Annotated in this window: 41 protein-coding genes and 1 pseudogene; all 42 read right to left on the reverse strand. The window is 29.7% G+C overall.

Features of this window, described 5'->3' with window-relative positions; all coding sequences use genetic code 11:
• Complete coding sequence (locus tag KGF48_RS14450; RefSeq protein WP_227868179.1) at positions 1–636, reverse strand: LysM peptidoglycan-binding domain-containing protein; 636 nt, start codon at positions 634–636, stop codon at positions 1–3.
• An 11-nt stretch (positions 637–647) separates the two neighbouring features.
• The gene (locus KGF48_RS14455) at positions 648–848 is read right to left on the reverse strand and encodes a hypothetical protein (RefSeq protein WP_227868180.1); all 201 of its coding nucleotides are present in this window, start codon (positions 846–848) and stop codon (positions 648–650) included.
• Positions 849–899: 51 nt separating this feature from the next.
• On the reverse strand, positions 900–1,700 hold the full coding sequence (locus tag KGF48_RS14460) for an SHOCT domain-containing protein (protein ID WP_077710280.1): 801 nt from the start codon (positions 1,698–1,700) through the stop codon (positions 900–902).
• Between the two features lie 74 nt (positions 1,701–1,774).
• Positions 1,775–4,609 (reverse strand): phage tail tape measure protein, encoded by a 2,835-nt coding sequence (locus KGF48_RS14465; protein ID WP_227868181.1) that lies wholly within the window; start codon positions 4,607–4,609, stop codon positions 1,775–1,777.
• A 3-nt stretch (positions 4,610–4,612) separates the two neighbouring features.
• A complete protein-coding gene (locus KGF48_RS14470; RefSeq protein ID WP_227868182.1) occupies positions 4,613–4,759 on the reverse strand; it encodes a hypothetical protein in 147 nt (48 codons plus the stop codon).
• 26 nt (positions 4,760–4,785) lie between these two features.
• Positions 4,786–5,256, reverse strand: coding sequence for a phage tail assembly chaperone (locus KGF48_RS14475; protein ID WP_227437430.1), 471 nt, complete (start codon positions 5,254–5,256; stop codon positions 4,786–4,788).
• Between the two features lie 31 nt (positions 5,257–5,287).
• Entirely contained in the window at positions 5,288–5,719 is a 432-nt protein-coding gene (locus tag KGF48_RS14480) for a phage tail tube protein (RefSeq protein WP_227868183.1), read from the reverse strand.
• Between the two features lie 14 nt (positions 5,720–5,733).
• Complete coding sequence (locus KGF48_RS14485; RefSeq protein ID WP_227868184.1) at positions 5,734–6,804, reverse strand: phage tail sheath subtilisin-like domain-containing protein; 1,071 nt, start codon at positions 6,802–6,804, stop codon at positions 5,734–5,736.
• Positions 6,805–7,257, reverse strand: a complete 453-nt coding sequence (locus KGF48_RS14490) for a DUF6838 family protein (RefSeq protein WP_227868185.1) — start codon at positions 7,255–7,257, stop codon at positions 6,805–6,807.
• A 10-nt stretch (positions 7,258–7,267) separates the two neighbouring features.
• Positions 7,268–7,678, reverse strand: coding sequence for an HK97 gp10 family phage protein (locus KGF48_RS14495; RefSeq protein ID WP_083289659.1), 411 nt, complete (start codon positions 7,676–7,678; stop codon positions 7,268–7,270).
• Positions 7,679–8,029: a hypothetical protein gene (locus tag KGF48_RS14500; RefSeq protein WP_227854878.1), complete on the reverse strand. Its 351-nt coding sequence runs from the start codon at positions 8,027–8,029 to the stop codon at positions 7,679–7,681.
• Between the two features lies 1 nt (position 8,030).
• Entirely contained in the window at positions 8,031–8,375 is a 345-nt protein-coding gene (locus KGF48_RS14505; RefSeq protein ID WP_227832191.1) for a phage head-tail connector protein, read from the reverse strand.
• Between the two features lie 28 nt (positions 8,376–8,403).
• The gene (locus KGF48_RS14510; protein ID WP_227854877.1) at positions 8,404–8,625 is read right to left on the reverse strand and encodes a Rho termination factor N-terminal domain-containing protein; all 222 of its coding nucleotides are present in this window, start codon (positions 8,623–8,625) and stop codon (positions 8,404–8,406) included.
• A gap of 13 nt (positions 8,626–8,638) precedes the next feature.
• Positions 8,639–9,577 carry a hypothetical protein gene (locus KGF48_RS14515; protein ID WP_227868186.1) on the reverse strand — a complete coding sequence of 313 codons (939 nt, stop codon included), beginning with the start codon at positions 9,575–9,577 and terminating at the stop codon, positions 8,639–8,641.
• A gap of 22 nt (positions 9,578–9,599) precedes the next feature.
• Complete coding sequence (locus tag KGF48_RS14520) at positions 9,600–10,199, reverse strand: phage scaffolding protein (RefSeq protein ID WP_227854875.1); 600 nt, start codon at positions 10,197–10,199, stop codon at positions 9,600–9,602.
• A 117-nt stretch (positions 10,200–10,316) separates the two neighbouring features.
• Positions 10,317–10,508 (reverse strand): hypothetical protein, encoded by a 192-nt coding sequence (locus KGF48_RS14525; RefSeq protein WP_074068367.1) that lies wholly within the window; start codon positions 10,506–10,508, stop codon positions 10,317–10,319.
• 35 nt (positions 10,509–10,543) lie between these two features.
• The gene (locus tag KGF48_RS14530; protein ID WP_227868187.1) at positions 10,544–11,326 is read right to left on the reverse strand and encodes a hypothetical protein; all 783 of its coding nucleotides are present in this window, start codon (positions 11,324–11,326) and stop codon (positions 10,544–10,546) included.
• Positions 11,327–11,461: a hypothetical protein gene (locus tag KGF48_RS20370; RefSeq protein WP_255642526.1), complete on the reverse strand. Its 135-nt coding sequence runs from the start codon at positions 11,459–11,461 to the stop codon at positions 11,327–11,329. It abuts the gene before it with no gap.
• A gap of 112 nt (positions 11,462–11,573) precedes the next feature.
• A complete protein-coding gene (locus KGF48_RS14535; RefSeq protein ID WP_227868188.1) occupies positions 11,574–11,771 on the reverse strand; it encodes a hypothetical protein in 198 nt (65 codons plus the stop codon).
• Entirely contained in the window at positions 11,764–13,182 is a 1,419-nt protein-coding gene (locus tag KGF48_RS14540) for a polymorphic toxin type 50 domain-containing protein (RefSeq protein WP_227868189.1), read from the reverse strand. The genes KGF48_RS14535 and KGF48_RS14540 overlap by 8 nt, the downstream gene beginning before the upstream one ends.
• Before the next feature lie 12 nt (positions 13,183–13,194).
• Positions 13,195–14,547 carry a phage portal protein gene (locus KGF48_RS14545; protein WP_227868190.1) on the reverse strand — a complete coding sequence of 451 codons (1,353 nt, stop codon included), beginning with the start codon at positions 14,545–14,547 and terminating at the stop codon, positions 13,195–13,197.
• A 19-nt stretch (positions 14,548–14,566) separates the two neighbouring features.
• On the reverse strand, positions 14,567–14,797 hold the full coding sequence (locus tag KGF48_RS20725; protein WP_227868210.1) for a hypothetical protein: 231 nt from the start codon (positions 14,795–14,797) through the stop codon (positions 14,567–14,569).
• Positions 14,688–15,353, reverse strand: a complete 666-nt coding sequence (locus tag KGF48_RS20730) for an HNH endonuclease signature motif containing protein (protein WP_413894813.1) — start codon at positions 15,351–15,353, stop codon at positions 14,688–14,690. Before KGF48_RS20730 ends, KGF48_RS20725 begins: the two co-directional genes overlap by 110 nt.
• 278 nt (positions 15,354–15,631) lie before the next feature.
• A pseudogene (gene terL, locus KGF48_RS14560) lies at positions 15,632–16,963 on the reverse strand (phage terminase large subunit); the annotation flags it as partial.
• Positions 16,956–17,684, reverse strand: coding sequence for a phage terminase small subunit (gene terS, locus KGF48_RS14565; protein WP_227868191.1), 729 nt, complete (start codon positions 17,682–17,684; stop codon positions 16,956–16,958). The gene terS and the pseudogene terL, both read right to left, overlap by 8 nt.
• 63 nt (positions 17,685–17,747) lie before the next feature.
• Positions 17,748–18,359, reverse strand: coding sequence for a queuosine precursor transporter (locus KGF48_RS14570; RefSeq protein ID WP_227868192.1), 612 nt, complete (start codon positions 18,357–18,359; stop codon positions 17,748–17,750).
• Positions 18,356–19,123 carry a hypothetical protein gene (locus tag KGF48_RS14575; RefSeq protein WP_227867114.1) on the reverse strand — a complete coding sequence of 256 codons (768 nt, stop codon included), beginning with the start codon at positions 19,121–19,123 and terminating at the stop codon, positions 18,356–18,358. Before KGF48_RS14575 ends, KGF48_RS14570 begins: the two co-directional genes overlap by 4 nt.
• 2 nt (positions 19,124–19,125) lie before the next feature.
• Complete coding sequence (locus KGF48_RS14580; protein WP_227867113.1) at positions 19,126–19,617, reverse strand: ParB N-terminal domain-containing protein; 492 nt, start codon at positions 19,615–19,617, stop codon at positions 19,126–19,128.
• 47 nt (positions 19,618–19,664) lie between these two features.
• On the reverse strand, positions 19,665–19,862 hold the full coding sequence (locus KGF48_RS14585) for a hypothetical protein (protein ID WP_227867112.1): 198 nt from the start codon (positions 19,860–19,862) through the stop codon (positions 19,665–19,667).
• A gap of 404 nt (positions 19,863–20,266) precedes the next feature.
• Positions 20,267–20,773, reverse strand: a complete 507-nt coding sequence (locus KGF48_RS14590) for a hypothetical protein (protein ID WP_227868193.1) — start codon at positions 20,771–20,773, stop codon at positions 20,267–20,269.
• 153 nt (positions 20,774–20,926) lie between these two features.
• Complete coding sequence (locus KGF48_RS14595; protein ID WP_227868194.1) at positions 20,927–21,763, reverse strand: ORF6C domain-containing protein; 837 nt, start codon at positions 21,761–21,763, stop codon at positions 20,927–20,929.
• 101 nt (positions 21,764–21,864) lie between these two features.
• Complete coding sequence (locus tag KGF48_RS14600) at positions 21,865–22,272, reverse strand: RusA family crossover junction endodeoxyribonuclease (protein ID WP_227868195.1); 408 nt, start codon at positions 22,270–22,272, stop codon at positions 21,865–21,867.
• Positions 22,273–22,408: 136 nt separating this feature from the next.
• On the reverse strand, positions 22,409–22,639 hold the full coding sequence (locus tag KGF48_RS14605; protein ID WP_227868196.1) for an ASCH/PUA domain-containing protein: 231 nt from the start codon (positions 22,637–22,639) through the stop codon (positions 22,409–22,411).
• A gap of 21 nt (positions 22,640–22,660) precedes the next feature.
• Positions 22,661–22,855 (reverse strand): hypothetical protein, encoded by a 195-nt coding sequence (locus KGF48_RS14610; RefSeq protein WP_227868197.1) that lies wholly within the window; start codon positions 22,853–22,855, stop codon positions 22,661–22,663.
• Between the two features lie 70 nt (positions 22,856–22,925).
• Complete coding sequence (locus KGF48_RS14615; RefSeq protein WP_227868198.1) at positions 22,926–23,321, reverse strand: hypothetical protein; 396 nt, start codon at positions 23,319–23,321, stop codon at positions 22,926–22,928.
• 2 nt (positions 23,322–23,323) lie between these two features.
• Entirely contained in the window at positions 23,324–24,043 is a 720-nt protein-coding gene (locus tag KGF48_RS14620) for a phosphoadenosine phosphosulfate reductase family protein (protein WP_227868199.1), read from the reverse strand.
• Positions 24,044–24,047: 4 nt separating this feature from the next.
• On the reverse strand, positions 24,048–24,287 hold the full coding sequence (locus tag KGF48_RS14625) for a hypothetical protein (protein ID WP_227868200.1): 240 nt from the start codon (positions 24,285–24,287) through the stop codon (positions 24,048–24,050).
• A gap of 109 nt (positions 24,288–24,396) precedes the next feature.
• Positions 24,397–24,573: a hypothetical protein gene (locus KGF48_RS14630; protein WP_227868201.1), complete on the reverse strand. Its 177-nt coding sequence runs from the start codon at positions 24,571–24,573 to the stop codon at positions 24,397–24,399.
• On the reverse strand, positions 24,566–24,691 hold the full coding sequence (locus KGF48_RS20380; RefSeq protein ID WP_255642527.1) for a hypothetical protein: 126 nt from the start codon (positions 24,689–24,691) through the stop codon (positions 24,566–24,568). The genes KGF48_RS14630 and KGF48_RS20380 overlap by 8 nt, the downstream gene beginning before the upstream one ends.
• Positions 24,675–25,124 carry a hypothetical protein gene (locus KGF48_RS14635; protein ID WP_227868202.1) on the reverse strand — a complete coding sequence of 150 codons (450 nt, stop codon included), beginning with the start codon at positions 25,122–25,124 and terminating at the stop codon, positions 24,675–24,677. The genes KGF48_RS20380 and KGF48_RS14635 overlap by 17 nt, the downstream gene beginning before the upstream one ends.
• Complete coding sequence (locus tag KGF48_RS14640) at positions 25,121–25,258, reverse strand: hypothetical protein (protein WP_194150845.1); 138 nt, start codon at positions 25,256–25,258, stop codon at positions 25,121–25,123. The genes KGF48_RS14635 and KGF48_RS14640 overlap by 4 nt, the downstream gene beginning before the upstream one ends.
• Entirely contained in the window at positions 25,227–25,583 is a 357-nt protein-coding gene (locus tag KGF48_RS14645) for a hypothetical protein (RefSeq protein WP_227841839.1), read from the reverse strand. Before KGF48_RS14645 ends, KGF48_RS14640 begins: the two co-directional genes overlap by 32 nt.

A 25,583-nucleotide genomic window follows, 5' to 3' on the forward strand; every position in this document is an offset into this window, starting at 1 on the left:
TTAAGGAATTGTTAACACCCAACCGTCCTTTATTAAGTCAGGATTTTTAATTAACTTTTTATTAGCATCATAAATTTTCTTCCACAAATCCCCATTTCCATAATATTTTTTTGCAAGTGACCAAAGACTATCTCCTTTACCTACCTTATGAGTTTTTTGTTTATTTTTAACTTCAAATCCTTTTGTAAGCGGTACATCTTTTGATGATGATAAATCTGTATTTGTACTAACTTTAGGTATCTGTATTCTTTTATATTCTTTTAAACTTAATGTAAAATACACATCCCCTGTACAATCTTTTTCTTCATATTGAAAATCTGTTATAATACATTCAAAATTTATATTCGTTTCTGTAATTGTAAATCTTAATATAAAACCTTCATTCATCCATCTTTGAATTTTATTTACACAGTCATATGGTGATGGGAAGCCTGTATAATCACAGTAACTAGCTTCATTCTTAGGAAAGAAACTAGATATTTCTGTAGTTCTTAAGCCTACACCTCCAAACACTGCAATTTCCCCTGTTTTCAAGACATTTGAGGTATTTACTATTGCTTTACTGTTTATTTCAAAAGAAGATGGAAAAACAGGAAATCTAAAGGTGTCATTTGCTTGTCTAATCCATATTTCCAATTACATCACCTCTATATCTTTTCTAAAGATATTAAAAACTTAGCTTCATCAATTATAGTTTTTTCAAAAGCTTTATCCAAATTTTCATACCTAGAAATATCTTCTTCGTGGTTTGAATACTCATGTATATCTTCAATTAAATCTTCTTTTGCTTGTATTAAAAAACTTAATCGTTTTAATGAGTTAATAAACTCTATATCTTTGCCTATCATAATCACCTCATAATAAAAAGCACTTACATGTTTGCAAGTGCTTTCTGTATATTATAAATTTAATAATTCTTTTTTCTTAGCATTAAATTCTTCTTCTGTTATTGCTCCCATGTCCAACAATTCCTTTAATGTTTTTATTTGCTCTAATGAACTATTACTTTCTGTATTTTTTTCTATACTATTTTCATTATTTCCATTTTGAATTATAGATAACATAGATAATATTTGTTGTGCAGAATCATATGCATTTTTATATATAAAAGAATCTGTTTTTGTTTGTGTTGTAATCAAATTGATATATACATTTGGATAATTTAAGTTATTAAGTGTTATTTTTATTTTGAGACTATTTACAACTGTCTTTGTCTTCTTTTTCCCTGTTACACCTCCAACTACAGCTCCTACTCCTCCAAATAACACTCCCCCTGCTATTGCTTTGCCTAAACCACCTTTTATTATACTTTCTTCATCTTCTACTAGTTCATATTCTACAATCTCATCAAAAGAAAAAATTTTAGGGTTTATTTTTTTCCCTATAGAACCATCTGGTATTAGACATTTTCTTTGTACTTCATCAATTTCTAAATAAACAGATACTTGTTTTGTAGTGTTGAAGTTATCTAACTCATCTAGATTATTACCTCTTTTTTCAAGAAGACCTAGAATGTCCTCCTTTGTAACTTCTTTATTTTTTTTATTTAAAAATGCTGAACCAAAAGCAGGATTAAGGACATACTCTATTCCTGTACATCTTTGCAAACATTTTTTACATACATATCCATCTTTAATTTTCAGATTTTTAGTTTTTTCTCCACATATTACACAATTTTCTTTAGAACTAAATAATGCCATATATTTATCCCCCTAAAATATAATGATATACTACGATTATAGCACATACTCACATATTTTAGAGTTCTATGTTTCTATACACCACCTGCTAAATTTAACTTTATTTCATTAACTAACATCTTAGTTAATTTAGTCATATCAGCTTCTTCTTTAACTGTAACACCACCCCAATTTATATTTATGGTAATATTATTACTTTCTTTATTATTAGTAGTTTTACTATCAGTTTTATTGATGGTATTTTGCTGAGTTCTTTGTGTTATAGCTTCTTTATACTTACTTGTATAGTCACTTTCTTCAATTTCTTGTGGTTTATACATTCTCTGAGTTAAATTACTAACTACATTGTCAATATTGCTCTTCAAACTTGGTAATTCTACTTTTATACCTTCCCAAATTCCTAAAGGAAGGAATCTACCTACTAAATCTCTTAATTTCCAAGAAGGGGAATGTACTCCAAATCCATTTTTAAATCCATCTATTACACCCTTTGCAAAATCATTTACTTTTCCTTTTAACCAGTCACCAGCTCCAGTTATACCATTCCACAACCCTTTAACAACATTTTTCCCTATGTCCAAAACTTTTTTAGGTAGTGATTTTAAAGTGTCCACCACTGTGTCAACTAACTTTTTAGCTCCTTCTCTGCCCTTAGTAGCCATTTGACTTCCCCAACTTGCTACTTTTTGTACTGTGCTTACTAGCCAAGTCCAGATACGGCTAGGCAAAGTTTGGAAAAATACTACTATATTGTTAATAATCATTCTAGCGTAGATTTGAGCATATGCTATCATAGCCATACCCCATTGACCTATTTTTTGTACTGTGCTTACTAGCCAAGTCCAAATTTTATTAGGTAATTGTGCAAAAAATGTGCCTATATTATTAATCCATATAGGCACATTTGTAACTAGGTAAGTCCAAACAGAAATACCCCAAGATATTATTTTCCCTAATGCAAATCCTAATCCATAACCAATTTTTGCAGGTAATTGTCCAAACCACACTCCAATGCTATTAATCCACATTGGAATTGTTTGCGTGAAGAAAGCTACAATAGCATTCCAGCCATTTATAAATGCTTGTTTTATATTATTCCACATTTCTCCAAACCATTGTCCTGCATTTGAAAAACTGGTACATAAATCATTCCAAGCTTGTGGAATAGTTTGTGTAAAGAAATTACATATACCACCCCAAACTTTTGTGGCTGTTTCTTTTATATTATTCCAAGCATTTATAACAAAATCTCTAAAACCCTTGTTTGTATTCCACAAGACTACAAGACCTGCAACTAATGCGACTATAGCAATTATAGCAACACCAACTGGTCCTCCTAGTGTAGCTAAAGTAGCACTCCAAACTTGTGTTACACCTTGAGCTATAGTCATCTCTCCAGTTAAAACTCCAACTAAAACTTGAAATCCACTTAATACTGTGCCTGCTTCTGCCATGCCAACCATGTAAACCCGCACTGCCAATTTAGCCGCAACCCAAGCTTTTTTTAATGCTACAATACTTTTAACTGCACTAGTCATAATGGAAGCTGTTTTTATACTAACAAAAATACTAGCGATAGTAGGTCCATTTTTAAGAACCCAACTAAGACTCTTAATCATAGTTGGCAATGCCTTTGTCGCAACTTTTATAATCGTAGATGTTAAATCCCCAAAAGATTGTGCAATTTGAGAAACACCCGCTTTAAGTGACCCACTTGAAAATTGTTTATCTAAGTCACTTAAACATTTTATTCCTGTTTCAGTAGCATTTTTAAGAGGTTCTTTTAGTTTACTATATATCTCTATACCTAGATTTTTAAAACTTTCTTTTAATATTCCCACCTTAGATTCTAATGTATTAGACATCTTTGCATATGCACTTCCAACAACATCAGCTTGAGTGGACATAGCTTTTAAATTGTTCGTATATTGTTCTGAATTTTGACCACTAAGTGCAAGTGCAGCTTTTCCTGCTTCAAGGCTTCCAAACATATCTATTAAAGACTTTTTGTTCTTTTTAGCACTATTATCCATTAAATCAAGCACTGTGTTAAGTGGAACTCCTGCTTGCATCAAATCTTTGAAAGATTTACCAGCATATTTAGTTCCTTTTGCTGCTTCTAAAAGTGCTTTATTCCCAATTGTGCCACTCTTTCCAAGTTCAGCAATTAACCCATTTAGTTGTGTGACAGCTTCGGCTGTTGGTGTTCCTTGTGCTGTCATATTGGCAAGTGATGCTCCTACTTGCTCAAAAGAAACACTCATAGCCGAAGAAGTTGGTGTTACGCCCGCAAGTGCGCTTCCTAGCTCATTTACAGTAGTAATACCTTTATTTTGTGTCTGCATCATAATTTTGTGAACTCTATCAGTTTCAGATACATCCATCTTGTAAGCATTTAATACTTTTGCTGTTGCTGTTAAAGCTGTATCTATATCTGTAAATCCTGCTTTAGATAATTTAGCATTTTTAGTCATAAAGTCCATTGCTGAACCCATATCTTTTGTCACAGGAATACCTGAAGATAAAGCATTATATAAACTTTCGCCAATAGAAGATGCCGCAATTCCTGTATTTTTAGATAACTCTAATACTTTATTATTCAAGTTTTCTGTATCTACTTTAGTGTCTCCAAACATTGTCGAAGTTTTTGTCATTGCAGTTTCAAATTCTGCACCTGCTTTAGATGCAGAAACTAATCCTGCTCCTATTCCAGTCACAATCCCTACTCCTGCTATTTTAGCTGCATTGCTTACTTTTCTAAATTGTTCTTGTAATCTTTCTTGTGCTTGTGATGTAGAATTTGTTTGACTTTGAAGGGCTCTAGTAGCATCTCTAACTTGTCTTAGCGTCCTACTAGCTTCATCTCGCATTCTTATAACAGCTTCTAAAGCTCTACTACCTGCTGACATACTCTACAGCCCCTTTCCAAAACTCTCTATTTCTTCTATTTTTTCTTCTATTTCTTGGTGCATAAAAGCTTTAACTATGTGTTTTTCTCCATATTTAACTCTATAAAAAACAGATGGCATCATTCCTTTGTACTTAAATAATAAGTACATTAAATTAACTTCACCATCTGTTTTTATTAGTTTTTTATTTTTTCTTCTATTCTTTTATCTTTTTCAGAATTAGATTCGCTATATCCGTTTAACTCACATATTTTGTTATATAAATCATTTATTTCACCTGCTAACAACATTTTTCTTAACAACTCTCTTGGTGTTGGAGATTTAAAATGCTTTAATAATTCTTTATCTTTAAATGTTTTGCAAGAAGCTAATATAATATTTGTTTTCATTTTAAAATTATCTAAATCCTTTAACGAACCATTCTCTATTTTCAGTCCACTTGACTGTAATTCGTCAAAAGTTTCGGGTTCTAATGCTGTGCATTCAAAAGGTAACTCTATACCTACTTTTTTACAAAATATTTTATATGTCATGCTTGGCATTTTAATTTCGCCTGCATCCATTTTGAGTAATAATTCTACTATATTTTTTACTTCTGTTACTTCTTTTTTATCTACTATTTCCTTTTCTAATTTATTTTCGCTCATATTAATTCTCCTTTTTATTATTAATTATTTTTTATGCTGCATCTAATATCTCAAAATCTTCAAAAGTGAAAGATGCTTCAATTTCTCCTTCTTTCCCATTTTCCCAATCTATAATTGACAACCCATCAAAGGAAACTCCTGTTAAGGAAATTCTTTCCACTCCTTTAGCATCAGGGTCAGCTAGTTTACTTATAATAGTAAATTTAGGCTCTCTACCTTCTTTTATAATTTGAGTTATATACTTTAACATGTTTGAATCTACATGATATAGAGTTATAGAGCCTTCCGCACTAGCACCTATCACTTTTTGACCTTTTATCATTTTTCTAGGTCTAACTATTTCAGCTTTATCTAGTTTTATTTCAGCTTTCAATGCTTTACACTCTGCTATTTGTATCTCATTTAACCAACATTCTCCGAATGTTCCATTTATTACGTTTTTACTTTCAAAACTTGTAGCCATATTTTCACCTCTTTCTACATTTGAACTCTTATATTTATATCTTCCATTGCATCAACTAGTTTTAGATTTATTAGGTAAAATCCGTTTGAGCCAGTATTAGCTTCTTTTATTTCATTCTCTTTCATTTTACTAACATCTACTTTTTTGCTTTCTAAGTATTCTTTTTGCTTTTCTATATCAATTTCGACTGTAAAATTAGAGTCAATTAATTCTTGTTTTGCTAATTCAGTTAAATAAGATTGCACCGCAACAATAAATAAACATTTGTTGTCATAAGTGTTTGGACATTTACGCAAATACTTTTCTACATAAATATTTTTTATATCTTTGCTTATTAAATCTTTTATATCAACAAGTTTGATTTTTTGAAACATTTCTCCTTTTTCTGCTGTTAGAGTTGTAAGAGAATTTACACCTCTAGCAACCCTTATAGCCCCTGACAATCTTCTTAGTATTAATTCTCCCGATTGTACTTTAGCGTCTGCACTAGCTTTGTCTATCTTTGTAATAGATTCAACTTCATCAAGAGGTGCATAAGTAATTGACTGCGTACTTGGAGTAGATGCTATAAGAGAAGCGATACGTGGTGTATATTTCTCTGCTGTTATTTCCTCCCCACTAATTGTTACATTTTCAGTAAAATTTATGACTGCTTCATTATCAGCTTTAATATTTGCTAATACTGCCTTAGCTTCTGTACTTTCTTCTTCTCTTATCTTCTTTATCCAAGTTACAATTTTTGTTTTTTCTGCTTCTTCTGACTCGGGCATACATAAGTAATTAAATTCTACAGATTCTAATTCTTCTAGTATATCCTCAACTTTTCCATCCTCTGTGAAAGTACTTATAATAACTTTACTTGGTCTTAACACCTTCTCATTATCAGTAGCCCCTACAAATCCATATTTAACATATTTTTTATTATCATCACTTAATGAAGTTGGTATATCATCTTCGCTTGTAAGCTCTTTATACATCTTTGTTGTATCTTTCAATATAATTGCTACTATTCCAGCTCTGGAACGCTGTATAAAGCTCGTAGCCAGTTCTTTAAATTCTATATTTATATTAACTAATCCAGCCATTTAATCACTCCTTTCTTTAAATCTCATATTTAGTTCTTCCATTAATTCGTGTTTTTCTTCTTCAAAATAAATTTGTTCATGATAATTTATAGATATAAGAAATTGAACATAATTTCCTATTTCATCTTTTTCTATACTTCCATTTTTCTTACTGAAAGTTAAATATCTATCTTTTATTTTTATATTTCTAGTGAATATGTTCTCTAATTTATTTAAAATATCAAATAAATGTGTTTTTTTCTTTTTCAAATTAGGTAAATATTTTATATCAACTAAAAAGCTTTTTATATCAGTTCTTTTAGTCGCTATTTGTGTTTCTTCAGGTATTATCTGCACAAAAAAATAAGGCTCTTTATTGTCTTTTATGTTATATTCTCCTGCAACTATAGTTTCTTCAAAATTATTATCTATAGTTTTAGTAAATGAATCTAGTATTTCATTATAACTTAGCAACACACCACCTCTAGTTCCAAAAATCTATTATTATCTGATTTAATTCATCATCAATTATACTACTCATTTCATCAACGCTTCTTGCCAACATAAATACACCTGGTACAAAGCTAATTCCGTTAGGCTTAGGTCTATAGTTTTCGCTAGTTCCTGTTCCTTGCCTAGTTCTATGACCATATTCTAAATGATAAATGTATTCAACATTATTTGATACTACACCCTCAAATAGATTAAGCTCTTTATACTTCCAGCTCTTTCTAGCTGTTCCTCCATCAACTTTAGCAACTGGTGTTTTAGGTTTTACTTTTCTAAGCAGTTTATTACCTATATTGTTCTTAGCTCTTCTTAAGTTCTTTGACATTTCCCTTCCTTCTCTTTCTAAATCTCTTATTAATGTGTCTAGACTGTTAAATTCTATCATTTAATATCTTTCCTTTAGGGTCAAATTGACTTGTAAGTGGCTTGAATAAGGAAATGGTTTAGATGCAATAAAAGTTTCTACATTTCCATTTTCTAAAGTTATATCAAGTATATCTCCAACTATCAAATCTACTTCGGGTCTGCAATATAATTCAAACGCTGAAATAGAATTTGTTATATCTGTATCCACGATATTAGGTATATTTCCATTTAAGCCACAAGGCACACCTTCTGCAATTACAACATTCTCGTTAAAATCTGTAACTCCTGTGTCTTCATTTTTAATACTTATACATCTTCTTATTGTCATTTTACAAAAGTAAGTCAATGCTAATATATCTGCTTCTGCCATGTTACCACTTCACTTTTCTAAAATTATTTAAAATATTCTTATCCTTTTGAGATAGTTTTATTTCCATTAATTCATCTGTTGTTTTAGCTGTTGCAACATTATAATTTACAGAATAACCACCACGAGAAATTGAGCTGATTTTTCCATTATCAGCACTACTAACTAATACAGTCTCTTTTAACTTAACAATAACTTTATCCTCTACAATACCTTCAAGAGTAGAATTAAGTGTTTCTATATTGCAGTATGCAAGAACTAGAGTAGTGTATTTTTTAATGTACAACTCTATTAAACTATCATAAGTATCATCTTTTAAATTTAAAATTAATTTTATATTATCTAGCATTTAATCACCTCAAAATAAAATAGAGAAACTAAATACTATTTAATTTCTCTATTAATTCATCTTTTTTTAGTTTTGAATAACCTTCTATGCCATTTTCTTTTGCTATGTTTCTTAATTCTTCAAGAGTTAAATTTTCTGTATTAATACTTTTCTTATCTTCTAGTAACTTAAATCCATCATACATTAACTTTTCTTTTTCAGATGTATCATTAACTATTCTTTCTATGTTATCTCTTATTAATCTATACATAATTTATCTCCTTTTAGGCTGTTGGTTTAGCATCCTTAAAGTTAGCATATACTAAATTAGAATTTAGATTAGTAACCCATAACTCGTGGTATCTTCTATAATCCATAGCCCAAGAATTACCACCTTGATAAGTTAAAGGGTCAAATATTCTCATTTGGTCTTGCTTTGTAACAGCGATAGGTACATCTCTTCCTGCTATTATAAAATTACAATCTAATGCTTTGCTACCTTTTACATATCCACCTTGCTTTTGACCTTCTGATTTTCCATCATATAATGTTATTGATGAATACATTCTATTCTGAGGAGTCGCTATAAGCGGACAAAAATCTATTGTTGGTACTTTTGTAGTTATTCCACCTTTGCTAAAATCAATAGCCATTAATTTTTCTAATGTTTTTTCTTCAACTGCTGTTAATGTATCATAAGTTAAATGAATTACAAGTTCACCAGTATATCCCGTTTCCCTTATTGTTGTTATTCCTTTTTTTATTTTACTTATAACAGTATCTTTATGTGGTGTATATCCATATTCTACATTAGTATCATTTTCTACATTCATAGCTACAGTAGCTAGTTTACTTAATCTATAAGCATCAACTTCTGGAATTACTTTTGTCCTTTGGAATTTTCCCATAATTTCACTTGCAGTTAATGTGAAATTAGTTTCATCAACATCGTTTGGGTCTATTGTAAATTTTCTTCCTCTATCTTGTGTCATTGTTTTTGTTTCATAACTAAACTTTATATCTCCATTTGCATATCCATCTGATGAACCTCTGTTATAATCCCCTAGTCCATCAACTTCTAGAGAAGGTATTTTTATTTCCTTACCTCCATTATATATCGCTTTTCCCGCATTAGCATCCATCCACCCTGTTAGAAGTGTTTGTATTGCTGAATCATCAAGTGCTTGCTGTATAATTGGTGCATATTCTATTGTATTTGCCATTTTAACATCTCCTTTATTTTAATTATATTTGTCCTTTTACTGCTGCTTTTATTTGTTCTGCTGTAATTTCTGATGAAGCTTCTCCACTACCACCTGGTACATACTTGTAAAAAGATTGTGCATTTGTTTGTTTAGTAGTTTCAGTAGTGCTAGTTTCAAACAAATCTTTGTAACTCTCTTGTAGTGTTTTTAACTGTTCTTCTATACCTGCTACCTTCCCATCTTCTCCTACAGTTATCTTTTCTAAATCAAACTTATTTGTTAATAAATCAACGTGTTTGGCTTTGTTAGTTAACAAGGTTTTCTCAACAGCACTTAATTTTCTTGTCTTTAAACTTTCATTTTGCATTTTCTCAACTTCTATCTTATGATTTTCTTCTATTTTTTTTATTTGTGCTTGATGTTCTGTTTTTATCTTTTCTAAATCTTCTTGAGTCATTTTACTATTAAAGCTTTCAATAGCTTTGTTAGCTTCTTTCAATTGTTCATTTGCTTTGTTAAAAGTTTCTTTAGGTACTGCATACTTGGGAAATTCAGTATTAACACTTTTTAATATTTCATCAACATCAATTTTATTTTCTTCGATTTTAATACTTTCTAATATTTTTCTTAACCATTCCATTTAATCATCATCCCTTCTTATTTCTCCATAGATTTTTATAGTTGCCCTCCAACTGTGAGAGTTTCTTTGTTCTTTATGCTCTACAACTTTTTTAAAAAGAGCAAAATAAAAAAGTCTTTATAGACTTTTACGTTTTCTTAGTTCATCATTTAATTTTTTCAAAAGTTCATTAGAAACTTTATTTATAGCTACTTCATATTCTTTTTTTAAACTTTTCAGATATATTTTTAAAACTATATCACTTACTAAACTGATAATAAGTATTACATTTACAACAATACTTACTATTTGTAGTATCAGCCAACTCATTTAACTCACCTCATTTTTACAAAATAAAGAAGTTATTATATATAATCAATTTCTTCATTTTCAATATAATCACTAATTGTTATAGATTGAACATTAGACATTTTAAGCATAACCAACCTTTCTTCATCTTCAAAAGCCTTCAAGCAATCTATATCTGATTCAGAAAAATAAGTAGTTAGTTTATCAGCTATACATTCTTCAATTATGCCAGACATACAATCGCCATTTTCAAAACGTATGTCATATTTTTTGAACTTTTTATCCTTTTTTGAAACTATAAGTTTTTGTGATTTTACTTCCTTTACCTTTTCTCTACCAAATATTTCATTAATTTTTTGCTCTAATTTGTCTGCTGCTTTATTAAATATCTCAATTTCTTTTGTGGCACTTTTTATATTTTCTTCAAAATCTGTTGTGTCTAGCTCCAACTTAGCTGAAAGTTCTAATTTACTTTTCTTGTCCTTTTCTTCATCAACACATCTATGCCTTTGTTCTAAATTTTCAGCATAGTTTCTTGTATTTTCAACAGTTGCAGTATATTCAACTTTTTGATATATATCATCAAATAATTCAAAGTTGCAAGAGCTTATTTCTCCATGTGAATTTCTGATTATATAATCATCAAGCTCTCCTCTCCACAATCCTCTTTTCTGAGTTTTTATTATCAAAATCGGTTTTTTAATATATTCACCCTCCTGAACATATTCAGTTGAAATAATTTTGTTTTCAACTGCTTCTGATACCCATTTTGGTATTTCTTCTTCGTCTCCAAATCTAAAAACTTCTACTACATCTGATTTCTTCACAAACTTAGCCATTTATTCATCCTCCTCAATTCCTATAAGTCTAATTTTATTTTCACTATTCTTTAATTTTATCTCCTTGCATACCATATCCCTTGGATACTGCAAATCCTCAATGATAGCAAATTTTATTTCTTTTTCATCTTTCATTCTATTTAATAACTCTTTTTTTGTTTTATACAGAATTTAGTCATATCTTAAACCGCCTAGTAACAAATTTGCATAATAAAAGCACTTACTATTTAAACTTAGCAAGTGCTTTCTATATAATTTCTATACTTTTTATTTCATCTTCTTGAAAAGATATTAAACAATCCTCTTGTTTTAAACCAATTTCTTCTATTTCATTATCACTGTCTATAGCTGGTGTATAAGTTTTTACATAACCAATCCATTCTTTATTGTCTATATCTATAATTTTAACCTTCTCATCCATATAATTAATTAAATTTTTACTCATCCTTTTCAACTCCTTTCATTGTTGGCACTATATGAGTACCATTTTTACTATAGTGTATATAAAACTTATTAGTTTCCGTTTCTTTTCCTGTTAGATTGCTTATATTTACACCTATATTTTTTTCACATGTTATTAATTCTTTATTTTTAAACTTACCATTTCTATCAAGCTCCAATATTCCTGTGCCTGCATATTTGTTAATAAGTTCTTGAACTTCTTCTTTTGATACAGTTAAGTAGCTCCTACCTTCTGTATAATTATTATGGTCCTTAAAATGCTTTCCTTGTTTACCATTATGAATATTTAGATTATATTTGCCATCTTTTATATCTTTCCTTATATTATTTATTATAACATTATTTTTATTTTCCTTCTCTCTATTTATTGCAACTTCAACGTGTTTTTTATACCATTCATTATATGATAAATTAGAAGGAACTTCGTATGTCTTGCCTTTTGGCAGTCGTGCTGTCCTTGTTCCCACTTTTTCATCCTCGAAATATGGAATAGTTGTACACCTGCAACGTGGATGCATTGGAGGATAATTTTCTCCTTCTTTAGCATCTTTAACTAAATATACTTTCATGTCTATATTTCTGCATCTTTTGCAAGTATTACCTTGCAATGTAGCTAAAAATTGATATTTATCTACTCCTTGACTTTTATACGCTTTTTTATCAGCTTCTGACATAAAATGAGAATGTTCCGTTTGTACTAATCTTATTGCATTTTCATAACTAGAATCCATTTTTTGCGATACTCTATTAGCAATCTTTTTCAAACTTTCTCCTCTTATAACCATTTGAGTAATTTCTTCTTTGATAACTTCACTTAATAAATCTCTGTTTTTCCATATCCTTTGAGAAAAGTTTTTACCACTCCAAGGATATGTAATTATATCCTTTAAAGCTTCTCTATCAAGCTTAGTGAAGCTTACCTCAACACCAACGTGTTTTTGAGTTTCATATATACTCTTATAGTAACTATCTTTCACAGATTCTTCTAATAGCTTTTCTACTCTATTATTTTGAATGTCGAATGTATTATTTATCTCTTTAGATATTTGGTAGAATAGTTCTTCTAACCTGTTTATTCTGCTTTTCATAGCTAATGTATTAAGCTCTAACAGTAATCTTTCATCACTTGTTTGTTCTATTAATTTAATATATTGTTTGATGTCCATGCGCCATGTGTTAAATTCATTATTAGTTAAATATTTTTGTGTTTCTGCATATGTTAATTTATTCTGTTCAGCATATTTATAAAATAAATTAGCAATTTCTTTCTCTATATTTTTCATTGCAATTTTATATTGTTTATCTAGTTCCTTTAATACCTCTTCTTCTTCTTTCAATCTTGCATTTAATCTTTGCTTTTCTCTTTCTTTCCAGTACTCAATATTATTATTCAAATAACTTCACCTCTATTCAGCAAAGTTATAATCATCAGACACTTTTGAAGCTTGTATTTTCTTTTCTTCTCTTAAAAGTAAAGCAGCTTCTTCGGGGTCATCAACCCAAGGGTGATGCCTTAAAATAATTTTGGTTGGTATTATTCCAACTGACTTAGTCGCTATATCTGCATCCTCTAAATCATTAGACATCATGTTTCTTGTATAAGTCTGTTGTATTTTTTTATAGTCTGTAATTCCTAAAAAATATAGTATAGCCTTAATCAGCTTATCAAAAGAGGTTCTAAACTCAGTTTCAAGTAATCCACTTTTTAGTTCTAGCTTTCTATAAAAGAATTTAAGTGCTACACCACTTGCATTACCAAAGTTTTCAGTATCCTGTTGTAACCCTTGACCACTTTCATATATTTGTTTTTTAAGTATCTCTAATATCACCTTTCGAGCTTCAACAGGTATCTCTATTTGCATAGTTTTAAGACCACCACTATCGCCTTCGCTGTCTGTTTCAGTTTTTATTGCTTTATATCTCTTCAATTCATTTAAAAATTGTGCTGTATCCTCTCCACCATAATTTTCTAAGATGTATATTATTTGCTGTATATCCTCTAAATCATTTGCAAATCCACTCATTATCTTATCGTATAAATCCAACACTGATTTATATTTTGATAAGTCGCTTTGTTTTTTTATGTTGTTAGCAAATTCAACAAAAGGAACTGAATTAAATCTATGTTGTACTGTTATATGCTCTATTTGAGAACCGCAACATGTTACTCCAAAAAATTTATATTTATCTAATATTTTATCTGTCCAAAATTCAACATAAGTATATGCCTGCTTTTGTATTTGATTTTCTACATCTTCTAACTGGACATAATATCTTATTACAGCCTCTAACTCTCTTTCAATCCCATTTTTATAAATTGGTATGATTTCTTCTGTATTAACTACACCATATTTAAATTTTTGGCTGATTACCTGTTCCCTGCTATATTCTTCATCTATCCAATAATGAAGCCATGCAGTACCACAATTTGATGCTTCTATTGCTAAATTCTTAGCTTTTCTAGTAAACTCATTCCCTAAAACATCTGTTACCTTCTCATTCAATTCTTTGTCATTGTCAATGTCAAAAAGAACTGGATAGGTGAACATATAAGAAGCTTTCTCATCTACGAGTATTTCATGAAAGTTGTGACTGATTCTATTGTCAGCGTTCCTAAGAGGATTCTCATCTCTGTTTTGTACAACTACACCCTTTTTCAATATATCATTTTCATTATAATAATATGATTTAGCCTGTAATATCTCTTGCCTTCTAGCTATATCAGCACTTATTATTGCTCTTATTTTTTCTAACTCCACATCACCACCACCTATATTTCTACTTAAATACTGATAATCCTTGACCTTTTAATGCCTTTTCTGCAACTCCTGTTATAGCATCACAATTAGACACCAAAAAACCATGAGCATAGTACACATGGTTTCCTTCAACAGTTAAATTATAAACTTTTACTTTTTTGCTTTCTATTAATGTGGTTGAGTCTGTTTGAGCACGACTTTGAACATGTTTGTCTTTCTTTGGAAGATGCCTTGTATTTTGTTCCAACAAATTCTGTTCCACATATAATACATTTTGATGTATATTTAATTCGTCTGTTTTTACCTCTCCATCTTTCTCCACATTTATCTGAACAGAATTGAGATGTTTGTACTTTGCTTTCAAAATAGCTCCCACATTCTTTACACTTACATTTATATATTTTAAGATTTTTTGAAATCTGTTTTGCATGCTCTGAGTGCCATTTTCTACCCTCTTCACTTTTATGCCATTCGGTAGCTTTTTCTCTTGCCTTATCAAGGTTGTTAATAGTTGCTTTGTAAAATTCTTCATCTTCAAGATTTTTCTTTGCATGTAGCGATAAGTGTTGTTTATACGGAATACATTCCAAGTTGTCAATGTTGTTATTAAGAGGATTAAAATCTTTATGATGAATATGATAGCCTTCTGGAACTTCCCTTTTATTATTAAACTCCCAAATTGCCACATGAAGTCCTTTAGCATGTTTTCTTTTTTCATTTTTACTTGACTGACTAAGATAATACTTCTTTTGTCCCATAAGTCTATATTCTTCTCCATTGAATATAACAGTTTCTTGTACTTCCATAACATCAACTCCTTTAGTGATATTATACTAGTTTCTGATATACCTGTCAATTTATCAAGACTTATAAAACCATTGATATAACTAAATACCTTATGATTTCTAGTAGCTTTTAGCCCTAATTTATTTATAGTTTCTTTTTCCCCTGTGCATCCTGACCATAATACTTTTCTAAGACCGAATGGAGTAAATACATATTCCCCTTCTTTTATTTTCTCTATAGATTTATTACCAAACAATGTTGATATTTGTGTTCCTTCTTCAAAACACGCATCATCATGTTTGTTCTTACCTTCCCTCTGATAAGATGTCATAGCCTTATAAAACTCTTGCCACTTATCTCGCCAATTAGTTGGAAAATATATATGTTCCATTACCCATGAGCTATTAGATAAAATTCTAGCATTTTTATTTTTAGACTGATGAAACCACTTTATTGTTGTTTTATTGCTGTTAAATTTCTCTTTCAACAACCTTTGAACACTTCTTGCAAAAGCTCTACCACCATTATTTGACTCTATATCAGCTTTGTTAACTTCATTATCATAGAACATCTTAGCTGTTTTATACTCTGTTATTTCCATACTTTCCTTAGTGTATAAAACATCTAGTATATAAGCTTCTTTGTTATACACTCCATAAACTATAGAACATAAGTAATCTGCTCCCTCGTCTGCTGTATCTGTATAAGCTTTAATAGATGTAAATAGTATATTCCCTTTTTCATTAGCAGGAAGCTTGTCATATGTCTTAAATTTAGTATATAGACATCCTTTAAGGTCGATAGGTTCTTGCTGATAGTTGGCACTTGCAATGTCTTCACCCATTGCTCTTACTTTTGATTTATAACTATTTAGAGATAATACTTCTTCACAAAGCATGTTACCATCTTCCTGTAACGCTTTCATATTAATATGTCTTACTTTCTTACCTTCTTCTTTGTAATGTTCTAATGCTCTACCAGCTAAGTCCTTACTAGACCATCTAGTCATTATAATTATTATTTTCCCGCCTTCTTCAAGTCTTGATAACATAGTATTAGTAAACCAATCCCAGTGTTTTTCAAGAACATTCTCATTATAAGCTTCCTCTGCATTTTTAATAACATCATCTATCAAAAGTATTGTTGCCCCAAAACCTGTAGCAGTACCAGTCGGAGAAGTTGCTAGGTAATTATTGTATCCATTTTCTAAGCTCCATAAATTCATAGCACTGTCGCCATATTTTATATGAACATCCGGAAAAATATCATTAAAAACAGGTTTGTAAATATCCGCTTTTACTTCTTGAATTGCATTCCTAACGTTTTTAGAAAACATGGTAGATAATGTTTCATTGTATGAGCCTGTCATTATTTTTTCTTCTTGATTTCTGCCTAGTACCCACTCAACAAATAATCCTGCTGTTCTACTTTTTCCATGACGAGGTGGTAAATTCAATATTAATATTTCGTCATTACTTTCATAAAACTTTTGGAAGTCATTACATAAGTTAACTAGATATTGTCTATCTTTTTTATAAAAGTTTGGAGCTCTTAAATTACAATAAAAAAAGAAGTCCTGCCTTGCAAGTTCCTTCTTAGCTTCTAGTGCTATTAACTTATTATCAATCATCTAAACTCGCCAACCTTTTTAATTCTTCTAAAGATAATTCTTTAAACATATTTTCACTTTCATTTTGACCTAGATTATTATTTTCTAATTCAAATTTCTTTCTATCTATCTTCATTTTCTCTAATGTTTCAATACACTTTCTTTTTTTGTCTTGTATTTTAGTTAGTTCAGCTTCTAATTTCTGTATAACCTCAAAAGTGGAAACACCTCTAGTCTCCATTTCTTCTTGAACTTGACCATTTTTTAATACATTGCCTTTAATTTCTAACCTTCTTTTGTTAACACTTTCAAGGCTTATACCATCCGTTTTTTCAGTGTATTCTTTTATTCTAGACATATGCCTATGTTCTCTTATAGTAAGCAAATCTATTTCTAATTCTAAATCATATATTTTATCATTACTCTTGTTTTTTATTAACTCTAACTCCTTGTCAGTTAAAGTGTCAAAATAAATTTGTTCAAAGATACCGTGTTTAAAATTATTTTTATTCCTCAAAGGAGCACCATGTCCTTTTGCATTAGAATTGTTAGGCTGACCACCTCTTTTTGCCGAACGCTCGTTATTATTTTCCGAACGTTCACTATCCCAATTATAAGTTTTCTTCCACCTTCTTACTGTTCCATCTGGTATATCTAATTTTTTAGCAATCTCAACTAATTTCAGACCTTTTAAATATAATTTTCTTGCTTCTTTTTCTTTCTTATTTGGTGCTCTAGCCACATCACCACCTCATTGTTTCTATATTCGTTTGAATCATATTTTTTATTTATGAAGCTTGTTTATCTATTTTGTTTCTTCTCTTGTCAGTAAATAGAAGAATGGTGTATCTAATAAAGCTAAGAAGAACTTAACAACATATTGACTCATTATCATAGTTATTAAGCTTGGTACAGTACCCCAAAATCCAATCGTAATGAAAATAGCTGTATCAATTAGTTGACTCAACATAGTACTAGCATTGTTTCTTAACCACTTATGTTTTCCTCCAAACCTCTCTTTGAGTTTATGAAATATAAATACATCATTGCTTTGAGCTAATATATAAGCTGTTAAACTAGCTAATACAAACCTTACATTCTGCCCTAACACTACTTTTAGATTGCTTGAATACTCTGTTGCAAAACTCGCACTTGGAAGGGCTATAGCTATTGTAATTAATAAAAGACTGAATAACTGCATTAAAATACCTCTTTTGACTGTTCTGTTAGCTTCTTCTTTACCCCATATTTCTCCAATGACATCTGTACATAGAAAAGTAATGGGATATGCTACTACTGCGGCAGGAACAATTAATCCAAATATGCTGATTACTTTCCCTGCTATAACATTTGAAATCACTAGACTTGTTACAAATACACAATTTAATAATGTTAAATTTCTTTCTGTCTTTTTCAATATCTCACTCCATTCATATATTTTTGATATTTAACCCACTCACACATGCTGTGCGCTACTAACTTTTTTAAATCGGTTTTCTTATTACCTTCTTTTTCTAACCTTCTTATATGTATATCTCCATCTTTAAATGTATATAATTGTTGTCCGATACTTGCTCCTACAGTCCAACTACTGCTGTCAACGCTATAAAACTTGAATGACTTTAATATCTTTGTTTTAGTAAACCCTAACCCATGTACTTTCACACCTTTTTGATAAGCATACTCAACCATTTTTTGTATTAAAGGATACTCCTGTTTTTTTATATCATTTATTGCGAATCCACCAACTGCAATATATTCATACTCTTTACATAGTTTTTTCCAATACTCCACACCTCTTGACTTATGCCAAACTGGTATACATTGTCTGTTTACCTTATCCTCTATTTTTTTAGTCCACTTCTCTACCTGCTCCAGACCAAAAATTGCATCTACATCTACTTCAAAGAAATATTTTATATTATAGTCCTTGATAAATTTTATATATCTATCAATATAGTTTTCCATTTCTTCTTTTGAGATTTCTGTACCATTCATAAAAGAAAAAGCCCCCGAATCTAATAAGAAATTCTCATTTCCTACTATACTCATAGCTTCCAAACACGCTTTTTCTTTATTAAAAAAAGTTTCAAGTATATAAAGTGGCTTACACTTCTCTATTGTTTTTTCTTTTAATTCTTTATTCATTCCACTTTTTGTTGCTGCTAAAAATACCCTCATTTTTATATTTCAAACTCCTCATTGCAGTGTGGACATTTCACCATTTTACCTTTTTTCTCTTTTCCTTCTAATTCTTCATCTAATATAAAATCTTCATCACTTATACTTAAATCTTCAAAATCATTAATATTAAAATTGAACTCTTTCATATCAATATTAACTATGTCAGATAATTCATCAACTAATTTATTATAATCCCAACTAGCATATTCATTAGTCTTGTTATCTATTAACCTGTAAGCTTTTATTTGCTCTTCTGTTAGATTCTTTAGAACTATGCAAGGTACTTGTTTAAGTTCTAATTGTTTAGACGCTTCATACCTCGTATGACCTGCTATTATTATGTTATCTTCATCAACTAAAATTGGGTTCGTAAATCCAAATTCATCAATTGATTTAATAACCTTTTCTATTGCTTCATCATTGCGTCTAGGGTTATTTTCATAAGGTTTTATATCTTCTAAATTAAGATAAACTACTTCTCTTTTGTTCAATTTAAGACCTCCTGTTCTAGATTTTTGTATAAAAAAAGACCTAGAAATTAATCTAAGCCTTTACTTTCCATATTTACTACATATCTTGCTGCAAGTACAACTCCTCTTATTAATAATTCTTCATTAGTAATACCTTCATTCATCCATTTTTTAATGTGTTCAACCGCATATTCTAAAAATTCATCATCTGCTTTTATATTAAATTCATCTAATTCTTTTATTATCTTTTCTCTTAAATCATTCATATTATCATACTCCTGTAAAAAAATAAAAGACTAAGCTTACCCGAACTCAGCCTTTTTATGGGGGAGGTATATATTATGTTGCAAGTTCTAAGAATCGAACTTAGATTAAACACCAGTACCTGCATGTTGAGTGAGGTTACCAAGCCCCACTCCTTTAGACATTTGAATTAAATTCCGTTTTAATCCAGCATATCTACATATAGTGTATTAATACCTTTTGAACATAGTTAGAATTGAACTAACAGCGTCCTCACGCTCTGCCTAGTCTGTTCGTAGTGACTAGGGCAATCCCTTAACCCTAGCCAATTTTAAGTTTTGAGAGGGAAATTTTTATTTCCACAATACTATTATCTCATGTCTAAAATTAAAAAAACGGCACATTTTCGGCAATTAAAATCTATAACCTAATTTAGTTTGTAATCTAACAGTTCAAAAAGAGGTTCTTGCTCTATTAATGCTTTCTTCCCAAACAGTGCTATTGATATTGAATTTATAGCTTGATTAGCTCTCTCTCTTAGTTGTCTTTCTTCTAAATACACCTTATCAACTATTAAACTCCATTCTAAGCCCTCAATATATTTATAAGTTATAATTTGCTTGTGTATAGGTTTTAAATTCCTTATAGCTAAATCTATCGTAGATTTAATTATTTCCGCTTCATATAACTCTATTTCCTTTTCAGTTATTAAGTCTGATACATTAACAATAGCATCTTCAATCATATTACTAGTTTTGTTTGTTTTTCCTGTTTTGACACCATCATAACTTATCCCTTTCATTAAATCTCCAACTGAATTATTTTTCAACATTTGTATTTCATTTTTCAATTTTATTATATTTGTACTTAATTGCTTATAATTAGAAAGTTGTTTCTTAGTTGCATTAAAAAACTCTTTTTTAGTTTTAGACATACTCACACACTCCTATCAATTATTTGTGTTATAATAATATTTGTATATAAAAGCTTTATATTTTTGACAAGTGGAGTGTGAAAGCACCCCTTTTTCTTTTTTAATTAACTATTGAAGGTTTTACCTTTTAAAAGATAAAAGTCAATTCATTCTTTAACTCACTATTGATAATTGACTATTTAAAAGTCTTATTTCATCCTCAAACACTATAGGTAACTTATAATTGTTTACAATCTCTAATACTTTATCTAACTGGCAACGCTTTATAGCCTTATAACTTTCTACTCCAAACTCTCGTTTAATCTGATGATATATATCGCTGTATACTTTACCTCTTAAAGATTTATTTTTATAAGCCTTACTTCCATGCCCACCAAGTGATTTTGTTGCTACCCTCTTAACCTCTTTAACAATACACTCACACTCAACGTTAAAAAGTGGTGCATCATCCATAAAGTTCTCTAATTTCTCATTAACACTCTCTATTTTAGTTTCTAAGACTTCTTGTTTCTTATCTAGCATAAATATAGCCTGTAACTCCTTTGATGCACTTAAAAGAGGATTATTTAATTCTTTTCTCATAGAAAAATATCCATCAACTATTTTCTCGTATTGTTCCCAAGCTATATCATCCTCCAATATTTTAAGTAGTTTTGAATAGCCTCTTTCAGATAGCAAATATATGTTATTTGCATTTGCATAAGATTGATTAGAGTAACCCATTTCCAAACTAAGTGATTTTAAATAACTTGGTCGCTCTGAACGACTCACTTTTATATCTAAAATATCTATACCATCTTTAAATCTTTTTATATTATTATTTATAAGCTCATTTACATGTTTAAGTTCTCTATTATGTATCTTAGCTATATCCTTTACTGACATTGATTTCTTATCTTCTCCAAATCCACCCTCAATATCATGAAATTTCATTCCCTCGATTTCTAAAGTTCCAAGTACAGTTATTTCTTTATTTATATTTTCATTCATAATCTATCTCTCCTTTGTCATTTGATATATTCTTTATTTAGCTTTTTCACATTTTTATGAAAAACTAAGGACCTAATCTAACAAACGGATTTTTTCATTGGTTAGATAACATCTTCTAATATAACCTCAACCCTGGGATTATCACTATAGTATTTACTAGCTACAACCTCAACAATCTGTGTATCATCCTTATAAGCTATCTCATTGAGTGAATCAGCTATAACCTTGACTACATTATCAATATCGGGTTTCTTGCTAGGTCTTAACACATTATTTCTTTTCTGCTCTTTAACTTTTTTACTGTTACTTTTAGCTATAGAATAGTAACATCTTAAAGTCATTTTTATATAACCTTCAAAGTAATGTTTAACTTTAGATTGATATAGCCATTTTATTAACTCCTCATAACTCTTAGTCTTATTAGGTGTATAGGTCCTTTTAGTAGCCAAATTAAATCTAGGTCTTTCTTTACCAACCGGTTCTCCATCTATTACAAGAAAAACTTTCATTTTTTCACCTTCTTAGCCTTCTTTCTACATTCTTTACAACAATAAACATCCTTAGATTTTTCATCAAGATAAAATAATTTCCCACACCAACTGCATCTTCTTCGTTTCATAAACTCACTTCCTAGTCACAAAACATTTATTTTATTCCTAAAACAACATACCCATCTTGCAGATAATCGTTGTTATCAAGTACATAAGTAATTTCTTTGCGTGTCTCAAGACCTGTATATTTTTCTCCATCAAACTCCTGTAGCACCAACAAGTCACCTTTTTTAAAATTTCTATCATTCTTCCTAACCTCAAAATTTTTGTTCCCATTTACAACTTCTTTAAAATATTGAGGTAGTATTTTTAATTCATGTATCATAAGCTCACACCCTTTTAAAAATTAATCTATTTCAATTTCGACTATAGCTCTGCTTAAAAGCTTCACATTGTAATTTTCTTTTATATTTTCTTCATTTTCTTTAAAAGCTCTTGCTTCTTCTAAATCAGTAAATATAGAGCTGTATATGTTCCCTTTTTCCCATTCTCTTGTTGTCTGCCAAGTCACTTTGAACTCTGTAATAACTATATTGACCACTCCTTTTTATAAGTCAAAGTAAGTCTATAACATTCTAGTTTCATTCATAAACTTACCTTGACCAATTATTTTATTTATTTTTTCTTCTTTCATAAAAATCTTTATTAATCCATGAAGTTAAATTTTCAAAATAAAATGCTTCTCCACAAATCGGACATACTGGTAACATTTTTTTACCCCTGTAACTACTTTCAAGTCTTTTAAATACCATTAAGTGTGGTTTATAACTGGCTATTTCTTTTCTCTGTTTTAATAATGTGTTTACTTGCCCATTTACTCTTTCAAAATTCATTGCTAGTTCATATAGTGCATCATATGGTTCTACTCTAAATCCACATTCTGAACAATGAACAGATTTATTGACTGTATCTACTATAAATTCTCTATTCTTACACTTACATTTCTTATCATTATTTCTATTAATTCTTAATATATCAATTTCGATAACATTATCTGGTAAATCCATTTCTAAATCACTCCTTTATTAAAGAAATTTATTTGTCTTTCATTTTCTATATCTTCATTTTTAAATCGCTTTTCCAAGTCATGTACTGTAGTTCCATCAGCTTTAAAAGTCGTTGGGCTATCTTTGTCTAGTTTAAGCATACCCCCCCACAAATCTGGATAATATCTTCTTAGAGTTCTAAGGCTCTCTAAGCTTTGTTTAGGGCATAAGTAGCAACCAGTCCTCTTGAATCTATGATGAATCTCATAATAGAAACCTTTTTCTTCCAAATACTTCAAGCAATCTTTTTCAGTCATTTTTGCTTCAAATAATGGTGCTATACAGTTTTTTTCTAATCTTTTGTATCTATTAGGTTCATCAAAAGCAATTCCAATGTACCTCTTATGCTCTCCTAATTTATTAAAATATTTATTAGCAGGAGCAATCTTTAATCTACTATTACACCATGCCCCTAGAGTATATGGAAAACCCCATATCTGCCCCTTACGCTTGCCTTTTTCATTTACTGTATAAAAGTATTCTTCAAAGGTTTTTTCTGCTTTAATTCTTGTTATTTTAAAGTTTATTCTTTTCTCAAAATCATCTATTATGTCATAGATTTCTTTAAATTCTAATCCTGTGTCTATGAAAACAATCTCATTTAATGGAAGCTTTTTTTCTAATATTAGAAGGAGCATTGCAGCAGAATCTTTTCCTCCACTAAAACTTGCGATATACTTCATAAAATCACTCCTTGCATTTTCTAAATGATTCAACCACCATTTCAGTCTCTCCACAAGTATCTTCTACAAAGTCTATTTGTCTCCCATTAAATTCTTTTATATAATCTGCTATATCATATATTCTTTGGCATTTATGTTCTATACAATCGCAAACATCTTTTATATTTGTTTGTTTTGGTATTTCAACTATAACCTCATGTTCCAAAGTCACTTTTTCCTCAAATTTAATTTTATATTTTTTCATTTTAAATACTCCTTTATTTCATTTTTGAGAGTCACAAAACACTTCAACAATAATTTATATTAAAATACATTTTGCAACTCTCTAAACTGTTTTAATTAGATATTTTCACTTATATTTCTTCTAATATTTCCTCGAGCTTATTTTTTAATAAATCATATTTTTCTTTAGTTTCTAAATCTAATATTCTAACTCTTCCTTGCTCTGCTATAATAGCTATATTTGAACTTTCACATATCATCTGTATATAATTTACAGAAGCATTTATCATTTCTAATCTATCATTCATTCTTAAACCCTCCCATATTATCACAATTTTCACACTCTTTTAGATTCAATCTATACTCATAAACTCTACCAGTTATAAAACTAATTCCTATCAGTAGCACACTAGCCAAGATGTTCATTTTGCAACATCTCCTTATACTCCAAAAACTCTTTTCTAATTTCTTCCAAATTCTCACATTCATTACCAACTACTATATATTCTTTGCTATTCATTATAGTTGCTTTACTTGTAAGTTCCTCCCATTTACCTTCAAATTGCTTTAAATAATGCCATTCAATGTACAATTCAAGAGCATAATTCTGTTGTTTTACAATTCCATATTCATATTTATTTTTAGTATCATAAGGTTCTTTCAATATATCTCCCTCATAAATTTCTTTATTATTTCCAGACCAACGTTTAGAGAAGATTCCAACATTGGATACCTTCTGCCATTTACAATCTTCTGTCAACATAACTAAACATTCGAGTACATTACTCATCATTATCGTATTTGAATAAATCCATTTCTCATTTTCAAAATCATAACCTCTGTATTTAATTAGACTCATTTAATCATCCCCTCATATTCGTACCTACTCAATATTTTTATAGCTATATCAATAGCTTTATTAACAGAACACTTTTTCTTATTTAATATCTTTTCAGCTAACTTAATTACTTGTTCCACATTTGCCAATACCATCTGTCACCTCTTGAATATATCTAGCTTTCCATCCATTTTTAGAAACCTTACCTGTTCTTGCTAAATGAGCAATATAAACATCTGTAAAATATACGTATTTACTTGCTTCAACAGCAGTATTAAATACTTTAGTTTCTCCAGTCACAATATTAAAACACTCTACTTTTTTACCTTTTCTTCCTTGCCCCTCATCATTTACACGCAAATCAATTACATTTGCTTTTTTATTTCTATCCCTTACTTTTCTTAGATTAAATTCAAACATATCTTCTATATCCTTAGTTCTTTCTAAAAATGTTCCAGCATCTACCCAAATTTTAGCCAT

The sequence above is a fragment of the Clostridioides sp. ZZV15-6388 genome (assembly GCF_020657755.1).
Taxonomy (GTDB): domain Bacteria; phylum Bacillota; class Clostridia; order Peptostreptococcales; family Peptostreptococcaceae; genus Clostridioides.

Excerpts from the sequence above, each read along its gene's own strand:
- KGF48_RS14520 (WP_227854875.1), bottom strand. The coding sequence starts at position 10,199 with ATGGAATGGTTAAGAAAAATATTAGAAAGTATTAAAATCGAAGAAAAT.
- KGF48_RS14530 (WP_227868187.1), bottom strand. The coding sequence starts at position 11,326 with ATGGCTAAGTTTGTGAAGAAATCAGATGTAGTAGAAGTTTTTAGATTT.
- KGF48_RS14585 (WP_227867112.1), bottom strand. The coding sequence starts at position 19,862 with ATGAATGATTTAAGAGAAAAGATAATAAAAGAATTAGATGAATTTAAT.
- KGF48_RS20730 (WP_413894813.1), bottom strand. The coding sequence starts at position 15,353 with ATGGAAGTACAAGAAACTGTTATATTCAATGGAGAAGAATATAGACTT.
- KGF48_RS20370 (WP_255642526.1), bottom strand. The coding sequence starts at position 11,461 with ATGAAAGATGAAAAAGAAATAAAATTTGCTATCATTGAGGATTTGCAG.
- KGF48_RS14460 (WP_077710280.1), bottom strand. The coding sequence starts at position 1,700 with ATGGCATTATTTAGTTCTAAAGAAAATTGTGTAATATGTGGAGAAAAA.
- KGF48_RS20380 (WP_255642527.1), bottom strand. The coding sequence starts at position 24,691 with ATGAACATCTTGGCTAGTGTGCTACTGATAGGAATTAGTTTTATAACT.
- KGF48_RS14470 (WP_227868182.1), bottom strand. The coding sequence starts at position 4,759 with ATGTACTTATTATTTAAGTACAAAGGAATGATGCCATCTGTTTTTTAT.
- KGF48_RS14480 (WP_227868183.1), bottom strand. The coding sequence starts at position 5,719 with ATGGCTACAAGTTTTGAAAGTAAAAACGTAATAAATGGAACATTCGGA.
- KGF48_RS14455 (WP_227868180.1), bottom strand. The coding sequence starts at position 848 with ATGATAGGCAAAGATATAGAGTTTATTAACTCATTAAAACGATTAAGT.
- KGF48_RS14535 (WP_227868188.1), bottom strand. The coding sequence starts at position 11,771 with ATGAGTAAAAATTTAATTAATTATATGGATGAGAAGGTTAAAATTATA.
- KGF48_RS14500 (WP_227854878.1), bottom strand. The coding sequence starts at position 8,029 with ATGGCAGAAGCAGATATATTAGCATTGACTTACTTTTGTAAAATGACA.
- KGF48_RS14600 (WP_227868195.1), bottom strand. The coding sequence starts at position 22,272 with ATGAAAGTTTTTCTTGTAATAGATGGAGAACCGGTTGGTAAAGAAAGA.
- KGF48_RS14620 (WP_227868199.1), bottom strand. The coding sequence starts at position 24,043 with ATGAAGTATATCGCAAGTTTTAGTGGAGGAAAAGATTCTGCTGCAATG.
- KGF48_RS14635 (WP_227868202.1), bottom strand. The coding sequence starts at position 25,124 with ATGAGTCTAATTAAATACAGAGGTTATGATTTTGAAAATGAGAAATGG.
- KGF48_RS14605 (WP_227868196.1), bottom strand. The coding sequence starts at position 22,639 with ATGATACATGAATTAAAAATACTACCTCAATATTTTAAAGAAGTTGTA.
- KGF48_RS14525 (WP_074068367.1), bottom strand. The coding sequence starts at position 10,508 with ATGAGTTGGCTGATACTACAAATAGTAAGTATTGTTGTAAATGTAATA.
- KGF48_RS14615 (WP_227868198.1), bottom strand. The coding sequence starts at position 23,321 with ATGGATTTACCAGATAATGTTATCGAAATTGATATATTAAGAATTAAT.
- KGF48_RS14515 (WP_227868186.1), bottom strand. The coding sequence starts at position 9,577 with ATGGCAAATACAATAGAATATGCACCAATTATACAGCAAGCACTTGAT.
- KGF48_RS14575 (WP_227867114.1), bottom strand. The coding sequence starts at position 19,123 with ATGAGGGTATTTTTAGCAGCAACAAAAAGTGGAATGAATAAAGAATTA.
- KGF48_RS14510 (WP_227854877.1), bottom strand. The coding sequence starts at position 8,625 with ATGTATAGATTAATAAGAGATAACATAGAAAGAATAGTTAATGATACA.
- KGF48_RS14475 (WP_227437430.1), bottom strand. The coding sequence starts at position 5,256 with ATGAGCGAAAATAAATTAGAAAAGGAAATAGTAGATAAAAAAGAAGTA.
- KGF48_RS14645 (WP_227841839.1), bottom strand. The coding sequence starts at position 25,583 with ATGGCTAAAATTTGGGTAGATGCTGGAACATTTTTAGAAAGAACTAAG.
- KGF48_RS14625 (WP_227868200.1), bottom strand. The coding sequence starts at position 24,287 with ATGAAAAAATATAAAATTAAATTTGAGGAAAAAGTGACTTTGGAACAT.
- KGF48_RS14485 (WP_227868184.1), bottom strand. The coding sequence starts at position 6,804 with ATGGCTGGATTAGTTAATATAAATATAGAATTTAAAGAACTGGCTACG.
- KGF48_RS14495 (WP_083289659.1), bottom strand. The coding sequence starts at position 7,678 with ATGATAGAATTTAACAGTCTAGACACATTAATAAGAGATTTAGAAAGA.
- KGF48_RS14505 (WP_227832191.1), bottom strand. The coding sequence starts at position 8,375 with ATGCTAGATAATATAAAATTAATTTTAAATTTAAAAGATGATACTTAT.
- KGF48_RS14630 (WP_227868201.1), bottom strand. The coding sequence starts at position 24,573 with ATGAATGATAGATTAGAAATGATAAATGCTTCTGTAAATTATATACAG.
- KGF48_RS14465 (WP_227868181.1), bottom strand. The coding sequence starts at position 4,609 with ATGTCAGCAGGTAGTAGAGCTTTAGAAGCTGTTATAAGAATGCGAGAT.
- KGF48_RS14595 (WP_227868194.1), bottom strand. The coding sequence starts at position 21,763 with ATGAATGAAAATATAAATAAAGAAATAACTGTACTTGGAACTTTAGAA.
- KGF48_RS14590 (WP_227868193.1), bottom strand. The coding sequence starts at position 20,773 with ATGTCTAAAACTAAAAAAGAGTTTTTTAATGCAACTAAGAAACAACTT.
- KGF48_RS14640 (WP_194150845.1), bottom strand. The coding sequence starts at position 25,258 with ATGGTATTGGCAAATGTGGAACAAGTAATTAAGTTAGCTGAAAAGATA.